The organism is Salipiger sp. H15 (genome assembly GCF_040409955.1).
In the GTDB taxonomy this organism is placed as follows: Bacteria; Pseudomonadota; Alphaproteobacteria; order Rhodobacterales; family Rhodobacteraceae; genus Salipiger.
Map to the genome: position 1 here is coordinate 602,501 of NZ_CP123385.1, position 14,658 is coordinate 617,158.

At 69.7% G+C, this 14,658-nt stretch carries 14 protein-coding genes (1 of these 14 running past the window's edge); 11 read left to right on the forward strand and 3 right to left on the reverse strand.

Annotated elements, in window-relative coordinates:
- The 4 genes from PVT71_RS17105 to PVT71_RS17120 form a co-directional block, all read left to right on the forward strand.
- Positions 1 to 251: the final stretch of a MaoC family dehydratase N-terminal domain-containing protein gene (locus PVT71_RS17105; RefSeq protein WP_353475263.1), read on the forward strand. The gene continues 583 nt to the left of window position 1, outside the view; 251 of the gene's 834 nt are visible here — the last part of the coding sequence; its start codon lies beyond the left edge, outside the window; its stop codon occupies positions 249 to 251.
- A gap of 132 nt (positions 252 to 383) precedes the next feature.
- Entirely contained in the window at positions 384 to 932 is a 549-nt protein-coding gene (locus tag PVT71_RS17110; RefSeq protein ID WP_353475264.1) for a PAS domain-containing protein, read from the forward strand.
- Positions 933 to 966: 34 nt separating this feature from the next.
- Positions 967 to 4,413 carry a CheR family methyltransferase gene (locus PVT71_RS17115; RefSeq protein ID WP_353475266.1) on the forward strand — a complete coding sequence of 1,149 codons (3,447 nt, stop codon included), beginning with the start codon at positions 967 to 969 and terminating at the stop codon, positions 4,411 to 4,413.
- Entirely contained in the window at positions 4,394 to 4,786 is a 393-nt protein-coding gene (locus PVT71_RS17120; RefSeq protein WP_353475267.1) for a response regulator, read from the forward strand. Before PVT71_RS17115 ends, PVT71_RS17120 begins: the two co-directional genes overlap by 20 nt.
- A gap of 15 nt (positions 4,787 to 4,801) precedes the next feature.
- On the opposite strand, the gene PVT71_RS17125 is transcribed toward PVT71_RS17120, so the two are convergent.
- The 3 genes from PVT71_RS17125 to PVT71_RS17135 all read right to left on the reverse strand — a co-directional run bounded on the left by PVT71_RS17125 (position 4,802) and on the right by PVT71_RS17135 (position 6,708).
- Positions 4,802 to 5,377 (reverse strand): hypothetical protein, encoded by a 576-nt coding sequence (locus PVT71_RS17125; protein ID WP_353475268.1) that lies wholly within the window; start codon positions 5,375 to 5,377, stop codon positions 4,802 to 4,804.
- A gap of 2 nt (positions 5,378 to 5,379) precedes the next feature.
- Positions 5,380 to 5,976, reverse strand: a complete 597-nt coding sequence (locus PVT71_RS17130) for a HupE/UreJ family protein (protein ID WP_353475269.1) — start codon at positions 5,974 to 5,976, stop codon at positions 5,380 to 5,382.
- Positions 5,977 to 6,063: 87 nt separating this feature from the next.
- Positions 6,064 to 6,708, reverse strand: coding sequence for a GntR family transcriptional regulator (locus PVT71_RS17135; protein ID WP_353475270.1), 645 nt, complete (start codon positions 6,706 to 6,708; stop codon positions 6,064 to 6,066).
- Between the two features lie 218 nt (positions 6,709 to 6,926).
- Between PVT71_RS17135 and PVT71_RS17140 the strand changes: the two genes are divergently transcribed.
- The 7 genes from PVT71_RS17140 (at position 6,927) to PVT71_RS17170 (ending at position 14,657) form a co-directional block, all read left to right on the forward strand.
- Entirely contained in the window at positions 6,927 to 8,534 is a 1,608-nt protein-coding gene (locus PVT71_RS17140; protein WP_353475271.1) for an ABC transporter substrate-binding protein, read from the forward strand.
- Positions 8,534 to 9,487 (forward strand): ABC transporter permease, encoded by a 954-nt coding sequence (locus tag PVT71_RS17145; RefSeq protein WP_353475272.1) that lies wholly within the window; start codon positions 8,534 to 8,536, stop codon positions 9,485 to 9,487. The genes PVT71_RS17140 and PVT71_RS17145 overlap by 1 nt, the downstream gene beginning before the upstream one ends.
- On the forward strand, positions 9,484 to 10,368 hold the full coding sequence (locus PVT71_RS17150; protein WP_353475273.1) for an ABC transporter permease: 885 nt from the start codon (positions 9,484 to 9,486) through the stop codon (positions 10,366 to 10,368). Before PVT71_RS17145 ends, PVT71_RS17150 begins: the two co-directional genes overlap by 4 nt.
- A complete protein-coding gene (locus PVT71_RS17155) occupies positions 10,368 to 11,345 on the forward strand; it encodes an ABC transporter ATP-binding protein (RefSeq protein WP_353475274.1) in 978 nt (325 codons plus the stop codon). Before PVT71_RS17150 ends, PVT71_RS17155 begins: the two co-directional genes overlap by 1 nt.
- Entirely contained in the window at positions 11,342 to 12,361 is a 1,020-nt protein-coding gene (locus PVT71_RS17160; RefSeq protein WP_353475275.1) for an ABC transporter ATP-binding protein, read from the forward strand. The genes PVT71_RS17155 and PVT71_RS17160 overlap by 4 nt, the downstream gene beginning before the upstream one ends.
- Positions 12,362 to 12,439: 78 nt before the next feature.
- Positions 12,440 to 14,029, forward strand: a complete 1,590-nt coding sequence (locus tag PVT71_RS17165) for a gamma-glutamyltransferase family protein (protein ID WP_353475276.1) — start codon at positions 12,440 to 12,442, stop codon at positions 14,027 to 14,029.
- Between the two features lie 160 nt (positions 14,030 to 14,189).
- Positions 14,190 to 14,657, forward strand: a complete 468-nt coding sequence (locus PVT71_RS17170) for an Lrp/AsnC ligand binding domain-containing protein (RefSeq protein ID WP_353475277.1) — start codon at positions 14,190 to 14,192, stop codon at positions 14,655 to 14,657.
- The last annotated feature ends 1 nt before the right edge of the window (position 14,658 follow it).

Consider the following 14,658-nt stretch of genomic DNA (forward strand, 5'->3'; position numbering starts at 1 on the left):
CGCCCTACGTGACCGGTACCGAGGGCTATCCCGGGCTGATCGTGCACGGGCCACTGCAGGCGACGCTGCTGGCCCAGATGGCGGCCGACCTGCGCGGCGCGGCCCCGGCGCGGTTCGAGTTCCGCAGCCTCTCGCCGATCTTCGACACGCTGGGCTTCTCTCTCAATGCCCGCGACGAGGGAGAGGTCCTGCACCTCTGGACCGCCGCCGAGGGCGGGCCCGTCGCCATGCAGGCCGAGGCGCGGTGGTAGGGCAAGGGCGCGCCCGCGCGAGATGATTTGCCGCCGATGCCTTGCCTTGGCGACTTGCCGCCGCATGTTCTGTGAAGCGTCCTCTTCCCGGGGGACGCATTTCACGCCCCCGCATGCAACGACACCGCCGAGATGACCCCGCAGGACAGCCTTCCCAGACAGCTCGGCGACTACATCGAAAGATCCGGCATCGCGCTCGCGGTGTCACGGACCGAGGGCGACGCCCCGCTCATCTTGGTGAACGGTGCCTTCTGCACGCTGACCGGCTATTCCCCGGACGAGGCGCTGGGGCGGAACTGCCGCTTTCTGCAGGGAGAGGCCACCACCGAGCAGACGCGCCGCCCGCTGCACGACTTCGTGCATGGCACCGCGCCCGAAAGCGGTCGCTTCCCGATCATCAACTACCGCAGGGACGGCAGCAGATTTCTCAACTTCGTCTTCATGACCCGGCTTCGCGACCGGAGCGGGCGGGCGCGCTTCATCCTCGCCTCGCAGTTCGACATGACCTCGGCGCTGCGCCGCTCCGGCCTACCGGCCAACGACGAGACGCTGACCCGCGCGCTCAGCGACGTCGAGCAGATCGGCCGGGAATTCGGGCTCGCCATGGTGGGCTCGGCGCAGCTGATCGCGGATTCGGTCGCGATCCTCGCGCGGCTGTCGCTCGACGAAGACACCTCCTGACAACGCGCCATCGGGCAAGGACCACGGAACACGCATGACGAACAAGGACAGGCAGCAGGCCGGGGCCACGGAAGGTGACATGGAACGGTTGTGCATCGTCGGCGTCGGCGCTTCGGCCGGCGGGCTCGAGGCGATCCGCGAGATGCTGGCGGAGGCACGGCCCTCGAGCAATCTTGCCTACGTGGTGATCCAGCACCTCGACCCGAACCACGAGAGCCTGCTGGCCGAGCTGCTGGCGCGCCATACCGAGCTGCGCGTGCGCCAGGCCTCGGGCGGCGAGAAGATCGCGGCGGGCAATGTCTACATCATCCCGCCGGGCCACGGGCTTTCGGTCACCCGGGGCGTGCTGAACCTTACCGAGTTCGCGCAGCCGCGCGGGCTGCGGCGGCCGATCGACGATTTCTTCGAGAGCCTCGCGCTCGACCAGGGCCGCTTTGCCGCCTGCGTGATCCTGTCGGGCACCGGGGCGGACGGCAGCGCCGGGCTGCGGGCGATCAAGGAGCATGGCGGGCTCTGCCTCGTGCAGGAGCCCGGCACGGCGAAATACGACGGCATGCCGACCTCGGCGCAGAACACCGGGCTGGTGGATTTCGTCCGCCGCCCGGGCGAGATCGTCGAGGCGATCGAGCAGTTCTATGCCCCGACCTTCGAGGGGACCGCCGACCGGCAGCTGGCGAATACCGTCGAGGCGCATCTCGAGGACATCTGCGGCGTGGTGCGCAACTTCGTCGGGCACGACTTCTCGGGCTACAAGAAGTCGACGCTGATCCGCCGGGTGCAGCGCCGCATCCAGGTGCTCGACCTTGCCGACGCCGGGGCCTACCTCAAGCGCGTGCGCTCGGACCCGCGCGAATGCGAGATCCTCTTCCGCGAGCTGCTGATCAACGTCACCCGCTTCTTCCGCGACCCCGAGCATTTCGAGCGGCTGCGCGAGCTCGCGGTGGTGCCACTGATCCGCAACGCCGGCAACGAGGACGAGATCCGCGTCTGGATCCCCGGCTGCTCGAGCGGCGAGGAAGCCTATACCATCGCCATGATCTTCGCCGACGAGGCGCAGAAGCAGAAGCGGTCGGCGAAGATCCAGATCTTTGCCACCGACATCGACGAGCAGATGCTGCGCATCGCGCGCGAGGCGACCTATCCGCAGTCGGCGCTGGCCGACGTGCCCGAGGAGATGCGCGACCTCTATACCATCGCGCTCGACGGGCGGTTCCGCGTCTCGGCGCGGATCCGCGACATGATCCGCTTCTCGGTGCATTCGATCGTGCGCGACCCGCCGTTCTCGAACATCGACCTGATCTCCTGCCGGAACCTGCTGATCTACTTCGGCGACCAGCTGCAGGCGACGGCGCTGCCGATCTTCCACTACGCGCTGAAGCCCGGGGCGACGCTGTTCCTCGGCCCGTCCGAGACGGTGGGCCGGCACGATCACGTGTTCAAGCCGCTCGACCAGGGCGCGCGCATCTTCCGGCGCAACAACGGCCGGCCCGAGTATCCGCTGCACCTGCGCGCGGCGCAGCGCGGCGTGCCGCAGGGCCGCCGCCACGCCGCCGAGGATGCCGAGCCCCCGGCCCGGCTCGACTGGCAGGAGAGCGACGCGGCCGAGCGCATCCTCGCGGTCTACGCGCCGCCCACCCTGCGGGTGACGCCGCGCGGCGAGATCCTGCGCGCGACCGGGCGGCTGGGGAAATACCTCGAGGTGACGCCCGGCCCCGAGAACGACAATTTCGCGCCCTCGCTGGCCCGCTCCGGCGTGCGCGAGGCGCTGTCGGCGATCCTGCGGCAGGTGGCGCGCAGCAAGAGCCGGACGATCTCGCGCGATCTGTCGGCGCAGTCCGAGTTCGGCACGCAGGCCTTCGACCTCATCGCCGACCCGCTCGAGGATGGCAGCATCCTGCTGGTCTTCCGCGAGCGCGACCGTTTCGCGCCGCGCGAGGATGACGGGTTCGAGGAACTCGACCCCACCGACAGCCACGTGCAGAGCCTCGAGCACGAGCTGCGCGACACCCGCGCCCGACTGCACACCACGGTGGAGGAGCTGGAGACCGCGAACGAGGAGCTGAAGAGCTCGAACGAGGAAATGATGTCGATGAACGAGGAGCTGCAGTCGACCAACGAGGAACTCTCGACGGTCAACGACGAGCTCAAGAGCAAGGTCGATGAGCTATCGGTGGCCAATGCCGATCTGACCAACTTCTTCGCCTCGACCGCGCTGCCGCTGGTGGTGGTCGACTCCAAGATGGCGATCCGCAACTTCACCGACGCGATCCAGTCGATCTACCCGTTCCGCGGCACCGACCGCGGCCGCCCGCTGGCCGAGGTGACCAGCTCGCTGCGCCGCAACGAGGAGGTGCTGCAGGCGATCGGCGAGGTGATGCGCAACGGCGAGCTGCGCCACATGCGGGTCAGCGACCGCGCCGAGGACCGCACCTGGTCGCTGGTCATCACCCCCTATCGCAGCCGCGACGGCGACCTGAACGGCGCGACGCTGGTGTTCACCGAGGTGACCGACGCGCTGCGGCTCGAGGCGGCGCTCAAGCACGAGGGCGAGCGGCTGCGGCTGGCGCTCGACGTCTCGGGGCTGGCGGTCTGGGAGTGCGATCCGCGCGGCGGCACGGTGACGCTCGACGACAGCGGCTGCGCACTGCTCGGCTTCGACGACCACCGGCTGCCGCTGGAGCGGCTGCTGCAGTCCGTCGAGGAGGAGAGCCGCGCCGCGGTGCGCCACGCGCTCGACGAGGCGCTCGAGGAGGGCGCGCCGATCGACGTGGTGGCGCGTCTCGGCGGCACCACCGCGCACGCGCGCTCGATCCAGTTCGTCGGCCGGCGCATCGCCACGCCGCGGGCCGAGCGGGTGCTGGGCGTGCTCTTCGACGTGACCGAGGAGCAGGACGCCAAGGACGTGCGCGAGATGATGCTGCGCGAGATGAACCACCGGGTGAAGAACATGTTCTCGATCATCTCGAGCATGGTGCGGATGGCCGGGCGCAAGGCCGACTCCGTCCCCGACCTCGTGAACGGGGTGCAGTCGCGGATCAACGCGCTGGCGCGCTCGCACGACCTGACGCAGAAGACCCCGCGCGGGCGCAAGTTCGGGCTCGAGGACGCGATCCGCGCCTCGCTGGAGCCCTACCGGGGCGATGCGCCGCTGCTGCCCGGCGGCCCCGAGGTGCCGGTGGCGACGCACGAGCTGACCTCGCTGTCGCTGCTGCTGCACGAATGGTCCACCAATGCCGCCAAGTACGGCGTGCTGGGGCACAGTCCCGGCCGGCTCGAGGTGGGCTGGAAACGCGATGGCGAGTTTGTCGAACTCGTGTGGAACGAAATCCACGATGCCCGGGTTGACCCCGACGACGGTGAGGCAGGATTCGGATCGACTCTGGTCCAGCTCTCTGCCGTCCAGCTTGGCGGCACGGTTTCCGTCGGCTTCGGCGACTACGAAAGAAGGATGGTGCTGCGCTATGTCCCTGACGAGCAGTGAGAAGACCCCGGCCCGGGGGCGTGTGATGATCTGCGAGGACGAGGTGATCGTCGCGATGGACCTGCAGATGCTCGTCGAGGAGTTCGGTTACGAGGTGATCGGCCCCTTCCCCGGGCTGCGCGAGGCCTTTGCCGCGCTCGGCTCGGAGCGGCCGGACATCGCGCTGCTCGACGTGCGGCTGAAGGATGGCGAGGTCTTCCCGCTCGCCGACCGGCTGCGCGAGATGGGGGTCGGGCTGGTGTTCCAGTCGGGCCATGTCTACGACGACGAGATCCACGCCAAGTACCCGCAGGCGGGCTGCTGCCTCAAACCGATCAACCCGGCGGGCCTGCGCACCGCGCTGCAGAGCGCCGCGACGCTCGGCAGCGCCTGACCCCGTACCCGACGCTCAGCCCGGCAGCACCACGGCCATCGCCCCGACGGCGATGAGCCACGAGGCCGCGACCGCCCCGGCGACGCGGCCGAGCCGCGCCTGCACGAGATCGACCAGCCCCCATGCCAGCAGCACGAAGGCGGCGATGCCGAGCCCCGCGCCGAGTGCCCCGGGCAGGCCCTCGCGCGTCAGCACCGCGGCGTCGCCCGCCAGCGCCGCCAGCGCCCCGCCCGCCATGGCGAGCCCCGCCAGCAGGGCGCGCGGCAGCGCCCTCCCCCAGAGCGCCAGCGCCCCGAGCCCGAGCGCGGCCAGCGCCGTGACGCGCAGCGGCGGCGCGAGCTCGGGCCGGAGTCCGTGCAGGAGGATCGCCGCCGCCCCCGCCAGCACCAGCGCCGGGTAGGCGAGGCGCACCGCGCCGAGCGGCTGGCGCGCCAGCAGCACCGCCACCGCCGTCAGCAGCAGCGTCTGCGCCGGGGCCATGACCGGGTGCAGCAGCCCCGCGTAGAAGGGCCCGAGGTCGCCGAAGGCGTCATGCGCCAGCGCCGCCCGCGGCATCAGCGCAAGCGGTGCGGCAAGGGCGAGGCGCCGCATGGTCAGATCGCGCCGGTCAGGAAGCCCGCGCCCAGCGCCGCGATCACCCCGCCCGCGCCGCGCACGGCGATGGCCCCGGCGCGCGACCGGGTCAGCATGCCGAAGGCGATGCCGCAGAGGTGCAGGAGCCCGGTGCCGATCACGAAGCCTCCGGCATAGGCCAGCGGGCTGACCGCGCCCGGCATCTCGGTGCCATGGGCGTGGCCGTGGAACACCGCGAAGACCGCGACGATGACCGCCGCCACCGGCAGCGGCGGGCGCGCGGCGAAGAGCACCGCGAGGCCGATCACCAGCCCCGAGGCGGCGATGCCGGTCTCGATCCCCGGCAGCGGCACGCCCGCCGCGCCGAGCGCCCCTCCGAGCGCCATGACCAGCGGGAAGGTGACCGGCAGCAGCCAGACCGCCGGCTGCCCGAGGAAGGCGCCCCAGAGCCCGACCGCCACCATGGCGATCACGTGGTCCCAGCCGAGGATCGGGTGCAGGAAGCCGGTGACGAAGCCGCCCGCGGCGGCTTCGCCGGCATGGGCGAAGGCGGGCGAGGCAAGGCTCACGGCGGCGAGGCAGAGCGCCGCGGCGGCGGCCAGCTGTCTGGAATACATGGTAAAATCCCTATGCGAAATCGGATGTCTGGCGCGCGGAGACTGCCACCTCCCGCAGCGGAAGGCCAGCCCGTTCGGGCGCGCGGCTCAGGGCTCGCGGCGCGAGAGGATGTCGGCCAGCACGATGTAGGAGGCCGCCACGTGGCCGCGCATCAGCCCGCGCACCGCCTCGGCATCCTGCGCCATGATCGCCTGCGCGATGGCGTCATGCTCGGCGCGCGAGGTCGACAGGCGCGAGGTGTCGACGTGGAAATTCGCCGCCCGCCACGCCTGCGTGCGCAGGTTCAGCTCGTCCAGCACCGCCGCCAGCGCGGCATTGCGCGCGCCGGTCTTGAGCGTGGCGTGGAAGCGGGCGTTGATCGTGCCGTAGCGCTCGGCATCGTCGCCGCAGGACCGGCCCTCCTCGAGGATCGCCAGCATGTGCCGCCGCTCGATCTCGGTCATCCGGTGCGCCGCGAGCGCCGCCAGCACGCTTTCCACCTCGCCTACCGCCTCGAAGAGCTCGGCAAGGTCGCTGACCTTCATCCGCCGCACGACGAAGGCGCGGCGCGCGCCGCGCTCGGCGAGGCTCGCCTGCTCGAGCCGGTGCAGCGCCTCGCGCACCGGGGTGCGCGACACGCCGAACTGCTCGGCCAGCGCCTGTTCGGCCAGCGGCTCGCCGGGCTTCATCCGGCCCGCGACGATGCGGTCCACGAGGGTGTCGAAGATGCTTTCTGCCGTCCGAATAATCACGCGCGAACTGTCCCAGCTGAAATGAACACTTTTACCTTGTTTATGTATACATGTCTCCGCAACCTGAAGCCACGTGACGATGGGCCGGCACAGGAGGAAACCGGAAAAATGCCGACCGATTGGGCTCATGACCCCCGAATCCGGATCAACCGGACAGGCTGGGCCCGATGCACTCGTCCGGACATGGGAGGAGACCATGCCAACAGGAGAGACAAGACATGACGCAAGTCGACCACAAGAAAGTGCTGGCCGAGCGCCTCTCGGCCAAGCTCGGCCGCCGCGCCGTGCTCAAGGGGCTGGGGGCGGGCATCGTCGCCGCGACCAGCGCCGGGTCCTTCCCCGCGATCGCGCGGGCGCAGCAGAGCGGTCACCTCAAGATCGCCTCGGTCAAGGTGATCGACACGCTTGATCCGCATTTCACCGGCTTCCTGTCGGCGATCCAGATCATCAACAACATCCACAACGGGCTGCTCAAGATCGCCTATGACGGCGAGAAGGTGACCTTCGAGCCCGATCTGGCCGAGACCTGGGATCTCGAGGACGACAAGACCCACGTCTTCAAGCTGCGCGCGGGCGTCAAGTTCCACGACGGCACGCCCTGCGACGCCGAGGCGGTGAAGTTCTCGCTGCTGCGGGTGAAGGAAGGCGAGCCCAAGTCGCCGCACGCCTGGAAGCTGGAGCTGCTGCAGGAGATCGAGGTGGTCGATGCGCTGACGGTCAAGCTGCACTTCTCCGAGCCCTATGCCTTCCTGCCCGTCGCCCTGACCGGCTCCACCGGCCGCGCCGGGACCATCGTCAGCCCCGCCGCCGTGGAGAAATACGGCGCGGATTACGGCCGCAACCCGGTCGGCACCGGCCCGTTCAAGTTCGTCTCGTGGCGCGAGAACGACGCCATCGAGCTCGAGGCCAACACCGAGTATTTCGAGCCGGACATGCCCAAGCTCGAGCGCGTCACCTTCGTGCTGATGAACGAGGCCTCGACGGCGCTTGCCGCGCTCATGTCGGGGCAGATCCACGGCATGACCGACTGCCCGATGCAGCTGGTCGACCAGGTCGACGCCTTCCCCAAGGCGACGCTCTACGGCGAGATCGAGGGCAACTACACCTTCGTCGGCATGAACTGCAAGAAAGGCCCCTTCACCGACATCAACCTGCGCCGCGCCGTCGCCTGGGCGCTCGACCGCGACAAGCTGGTGAAGCAGGCCTATTTCGGCCGGGCGCAAAAGGCCTTCACCCCGATCTCGCCGCCCATGACCGGCTTCTTCGACCCCGAGATCGCGACCTCGGGCCGTGGCCAGTGGTTCGACCTCGAGAAGGCCAAGGAGTTCCGCGCCAAGGCCGAGACCCAGGGCGAGATCGAGGTGACCTACATGATGGCCGAGCGCGGCCCGGTCGGCACCCGCATCGCGCAGACCGTCGCACCGATGCTGGCCGAGATCGGCATCAAGGTGAAGCTCGAGCTGATCGAGCCCGCCGCCTGGCTCAAGCGCCGCAACGAGGGCGACTTCGACCTCTATGACTTCGAATGGGTGGCCGACCTCGACCCCGACGAGACCATCTACCCCGAGTTCAAGTCGGACGGCGCGTGGAACTTCTGCGGCTGGGTCAACACCGAGTTCGACAGCCTGTGCAAGCAGGCGCAGGTGGTGCTGGGCACCGAAGAGCGGGCCAAGCTCTACTACGCGGCGGAGGACCTGCTGATGGACGAGGCGCCGATCGCGATCATGGCGCACATGCCGATCTACAAGGTGTTCTCGGACAAGGTGCAGGGCTTCAACTACATCCCCGCCGACCTCGTGAACCTGCATACGGTCAGCCTCGCCTGATGCTGCTGGTCCAGACCCTCGGAAAAATCGGGCAGACGCTCGTCGTGCTGTTCATCGTCTCGGTTGCCACCTTCGGACTTCTGAAGCTGGCGCCGGGAGACCCGGTGCAGATCATGCTCGGGTCCGAATACTCGCAGGAGTCCTATGACTCGCTCACCGCCGAAATGGGTCTGGACCGGCCCTTCCTGGCACAATACGCCGACTGGGCGCTGAACTTCGTGTCGGGCGACTGGGGCACCTCCTTCGTCGCCCGCACCGACATCTTCACCTATGCCTTCAAGGAGGCGCTGCCGGTGACGCTGACGCTGGCGAGCTTCTCGCTGGTCTTCGCGGTGCTGATCGGCGTGCCGCTGGGGGTGCTCTCGGCGGTGAAGAAGGACACCGCCTTCGACGCGGGCTCGGCGGTCTTTGCCCTGACCGGCACCGCCTTTCCGTCGTTCCTGCTGGGCATCCTGCTGATCTGGTTCTTCGGGGTCCGGCTCGGCTGGTTCCCGGTGATGGGCTACGTCTCGCCCTGGGAGGATTTCTGGACCGGGGTCTACCACATGATCCTGCCGGGCCTGACGCTTTCCACCTACTTCATCGCGATGATCACGCGGCTGACCCGCGCGACGCTGATCGAGGTGCTCGACCAGCCCTACATCGCCGCCGCCCGCGCGCGGGGCGAGCCGGGCTGGCGGGTGATCTGGGTGCATGGGGTGCGCAACATCGCCATGCCGCTGGTGACCATCCTCGGGCTGCAGCTCGGCACGCTGCTGCAGGGCACGGTGCTGACCGAGACGGTATTCAACCTGCCCGGCATCGGCCAGATGCTGACCTCGGCGGTGCTGGGGCGCGAATACATGGTGGTGCAGGCGGGGGTGATGATGACCGCCTTCCTCTTCATCGGGGTCAACCTGCTGGTCGACCTCTCCTACCCGATCCTCGACCCCAGACTGAGAGATCGCAAATGAGCGCAGAGGCCACCAATTCCCCGGCCCCGGGCCTGAGCGCGCCGCGCCGAGCCCGCCGCTCGATCTTCCTGCGCCGCCCGTTCTTCACCGTCGCGCTGGTCATTGCGAGCGCCTACCTGCTGGCCGCGGTCTTTGCGCCCTACGTGGCGCCCTATGACCCTGTGATGCAGTCGATGGAGGCGATGATGCAGCCGCCCTCCGCCGCGCATCCGCTCGGCACCGACAGCTACGGGCAGGACATCCTGTCGCGCGTCATCTACGGCGCGCGCTATGCCATGGCGATCGGCGTCTTCTCGGTGCTGATCGGTGCCGCCGGAGGGCTGGTGATCGGCCTTGCCGCCGGGCTCTCGGGCGGCTGGGTGGAATGGGCGCTGATGCGGCTCATCGACTCGATCCTCGCCCTGCCCTCGCTGATCCTCGCCGTGGCCTTCATCGCCATCCTCGGTCAGGGCGTCGACAAGGTGATCATCGCCGTCGGCCTGTCGATGATCGGGCCCTTCTCGCGCACCGTGCGCGCCGACGTGCTGCAGGTGAAGGTGCAGGGCTTCGTCGAGGCGGCGCAGCTGATGTCGATCCCCTCGCTGCAGGTGATCCGCCGCCACATCCTGCCGAACGTGATCTTCCCGCTGGCCGTGCAGGTGACCATCCGCATCTCGGAAGCCATCCTCGTCTCGTCCTCGCTGTCCTTCCTCGGCATCGGGGTGACGCCGCCGACGCCCGACTGGGGGCTGATGATCGCCGAGGGGCGCGATTTCGTCAGCTTCGCGCCGTGGATGTCCGCCATGCCCGGCTTCGCGCTGGCGCTGCTGCTGATCGCGCTGTCGATCGTCGGCGACGGCATCCGCGAGGAATACGACCCCAAGAGCCGGAGGGGCGCATGATGCTGCGGCAGATAGAGGCCGAGGCGCTGCTGAGCGTCTCGGAGCTGACCGTGTACCGCGGTCCGGCGAAGATCCTCGACCGGGTGAGCCTGTCGCTGGCGAAGGGCGAGACGCTGGCGCTGGTGGGCGAGAGCGGCGCGGGCAAGTCGACCATCGCCACGGCGCTGATGCAGCTCCTCGACGGGGCCGAGGTCGAGGGGCGTGCCGAGCTTCAGGGCGCGGGCGACCTGCTGTCCATGCGCCGGCGCGAGATGGTGAAGCTGCGCGGCCAGCGCCTGTCGATGATCTTCCAGGACGCCGGAGCGGCGCTGAACCCGGCCTATACCGTCGGGCGGCAGCTCATCACCACGCTGCGCCGGAACCTCGGGCTCTCGCGCAATGACGCGCGGGAACGGGCCATCGAGCTGTTCACGCAAGTGGGGATCAACGACGCCGAGGCGCGGCTCACCGCCTTCCCGCACCAGCTCTCGGGCGGCATGCAGCAGCGCGTGATGGTCGCCATCGCGCTCGCCTGCAACCCCGACCTGCTGCTGGCCGACGAGCCGACCTCGGCGCTCGACGTGACCATCCAGGCGCAGATCATCCGGCTGATCCTGCAACTGACCCGCGAGCGCGGCGCGAGCTGCATCTTCGTGCTGCACGACCTCGCGCTGGCGAGCCAGTCCTGCGACCGGATCGTCGTGCTCTACGCCGGGCAGGTGGTCGAATCCGGCCCCGCCGAGGAGGTGCTGAAGCGCCACCGCCACCCCTACACGCGCCAGCTCGAAAGCTGCGTGCTGGAGATCGGGCGCAAGGACCTCGTGGCGCCCGAGGGCACCGTGCCCTCGCATTCGGAAATGCCCGCGGGCTGCCGCTTTGCCACGCGCTGCCCGCGCGCCCTGCCGCACTGCGCCGGCGAGGCGCCGCCCCTGACCCCCGCCGACCCCGCCCGCGGCGGCGCGCGCGACCACCTCTTTGCCTGCTGGAACCCGGAATGACCCTTTCGACCGTCCTTGAGGCCCCGGAGGCCCCCGCCCGCACCGCCCCGGTCTTCGAGCTGATCGAGGTCGAGAAGGTCTTCGAGGTGCGCCCGCCGGGCCGCCGTTTCACCCGCGAGAAGGTCGGGCTGCGCGCCCTCGACGGCGTCCGGCTCAGCGTCGAGAAGGGCGCCTCGCTGGCCCTCGTGGGCGAGAGCGGCTCGGGCAAGTCCACCCTGCTGCGCGTGCTGCTCGGCCTCGATGCCCCCAGCGGCGGGCGGGCGCTCTACCATGGCCGCCCGATCCGCGAGGTGCGCGCCGAGGGGCCGGGCTTTGCCCGCGACGTCGCCATGGTCTACCAGGACGCGCGCGGCTCGCTCGACCCGCGGATGACCGTGGGCGCGCTGATCGCCGAGCCGCTGCGGCACTTCGGCATCGTGCCGAAGGCGCAGGAAGAGGCCCGCGTCGCCGAGCTTTTGCAGCGTGTCGGCCTGCCCGCCGATGCCGCCAGACGCTACCCCTCGGGCCTGTCGGGCGGACAGGTGCGCCGGGTCGCCATCGCCCGGGCGCTGGCCTCCGAGCCCTCGGTGCTGGTCGCGGACGAGGCGGTCTCGGGCCTAGACGTCTCGACGCAGGCGCAGCTCCTGACGCTCCTGCGCAGGCTGCAGCAGGAGATGGGGCTCACGCTGGTCTTCATCACCCATGACCTCGGCGTGGCGAGCTACCTCTGCGAGGAGATCGCCATCATGTACCTCGGCCGCATCGTCGAGACCGGGCCGACCGATGCCGTGCTGAACGCCCCCGCGCACCCCTATGCCGCCGCCCTGCGCAATGCCGCGCCGCGCTTCTTCGAGCCGATGCCCGAGCCCCTGCCCGGCGAGATCCCGAGCCCGCTCGACCTGCCGAAGGGCTGCCGCTTCTCGACCCGCTGCCCGGTGGCCGAGGAAGATTGCCGCGACCGCGACCCGCAGCTCGGGCGGTTCGGCAGTGGCCGCGCCGTGGCCTGCCTGCACCCCGCGACGCAACCCGACACTTGACGAGACTCTGCCGAGACCGCCATCACTCACGGAAGAAATAAACTCGGCACTTTTTATTCCCGACAGGAAGACCCACGCATGTTCGACTTCTTCTCCGCCCGACGCCCCAGCACGCTGGCCTCGCAGGCGATGATCGCCACCTCGCACCCGCTCTCGACGGCGGCCGGCCTCGAGATCCTCTCGGCCGGCGGCAGCGCCGTGGACGCGGCCATCGCCGCCGTCGCGGTGCAATGCGTGGTCGATCCCCTGATGACCGGCATCGGCGGCGACTGCTTCGCGCTCTACAAGCCGAAGGGCGGCGCGGTGAAGGCGCTGAACGGCTCGGGCCGCGCGCCCGCCGCCGCGACCGTCGCGGCGCTGAAGGAGGCCGGGCTCACCGACGAGATCCCGCAGACCAGCCCGCATTCGGTGACCATCCCCGGCGCGATCTCGGCCTGGTGCCTGCTGCACGCGGACCACGGCACGTTGCCGCTCGAGCGGCTCTTCGCCCGCGCCATCGGCTATGCCGAGAACGGCTATGCGGTGACCCCGCGCGTGGCGCAGGACTGGGCCGGGGAAGCCGCGCTCATCGGCAAGGACGAACACGCCGCAAAGGTCTTCCTGCCGAACGGCCGCGCGCCGGTGGCGGGCGAGCGCCATGCCCAGCCGCTGCTGGCCGACCGCCTGCGCGAGATCGCCGCGAAGGGCGCGGCGGGCTTCTACCAGGGCGAGACCGCCGCGAAGATGGCCGCGCACCTGAAATCGCTGGGCGGTCTGCACACGGTCGAGGATTTCCACGCCGCGACCGATGCGGCCTTCTGGACCGATCCGATCTCGGCCAGCTACGCCGGGCATGACGTGGTCGAGTGCCCGCCCAACGGCCAGGGCCTCGCCGCGCTGCTGATCCTGCGCATCCTGTCGAAGTTCGACATGGGCGCGAAGATGTCCGAGGCGGACCGCATCCACCTGCACGCCGAGGCCACCAAGCTCGCCTACCACCACCGCGACGCGCTGATCGGCGATCCGGCCGCCTGCCCGGGCGTGGTCGAGACGCTGCTCTCGGACGAGGTGGTGGACAAGCTTGCCGCGCGCATCGACATGGGCCGCGCGCAGCCGCCCGCGCTCTGGGACGAGCCCGAGCACAAGGACACGATCTACCTCTGCGTCGTCGATGCCGAGGGCAACGCGCTGTCGTTCATCAACTCGATCTTCCACGGCTTCGGCTCGACCCGGCTCGACCCCGAGACCGGCGTGCTCTTCCACTCGCGCGGCGCCTCGTTCCGGCTGATCGAGGGGCACCCCAACGCCATCGCGCCGAACAAGCGCCCGATGCACACGATCATCCCCGGCATGCTGCTGAAGGATGGCGAGGTGATCATGCCCTTCGGCGTGATGGGCGGCCAGTACCAGGCGGCGGGCCACGCGGCCTTCCTGTCGGGCGTGCTGGACCTCGGCCTCGACCTGCAGGCGGCGATGGATGCGCCGCGCAGCTTCGCCTATGGCGACGAGCTGCAGGTCGAGCCCGGCGTCTCGGCCGAGACCCGCGCCGAGCTCGAGGCGCGCGGCCACAAGCTCAAGGTGATGACCAGCCCGATCGGCGGCAGCCAGGCGATCCGCATCGACGCGGCGAACGGCCTCCTCTCGGGCGGCAGCGACAGCCGCAAGGACGGCATGGCGCTCGGCTTCTGAGCCGGAGCACGCCGCTTTCGCAACCGAAGCGCCTGCCGGGTCCCCCTGGCAGGCGTTTTCATGTCCGGGGACGATCCGGGGCCGGGATGCCTTTGCCGTTGACGCGAGAGCCCGGCGCATCAAAGGTCTTTCCGAGACAATCACGGACTGCCCGCCCAGAATGCCCCGTTTCGACAAGATCACCCAGCGCATCCTGCAGATCCTGCAAAAGGATGCCCGCATCACCAACACCGATCTGGCCGGCAAGGTCGGCATCCCCGCGACCTCGATGAGCGACCGCCTGCGGCGGCTGCAGCGCGACGGGGTGATCCTCTCGTTCGGGGCGCGGCTCGACCCGCAGAAGCTCGGGCTCGAGATGCTGGTCTTCGTGCAGATCCGGCTCGACAAGACGACGCCGCAGGTCTTCGAGAAGTTCAAGACGGCGGTGCAGGCGACGCCCGAGGTGATCGAGTGCCATATGGTCGCCGGCGGGCTCGACTACCTCGTGAAGGCGCGGTTCCACGCGATGGACGAGTACCGGCGCTTCCTTGGCGACGTCATCATGGGCTGGCCCGGGGTGATCGAGACCCGGACCTACGTGGTGATGGAAGAGATCAAGAACGACGGGCCGCTCACGGTGACCGGGTAGC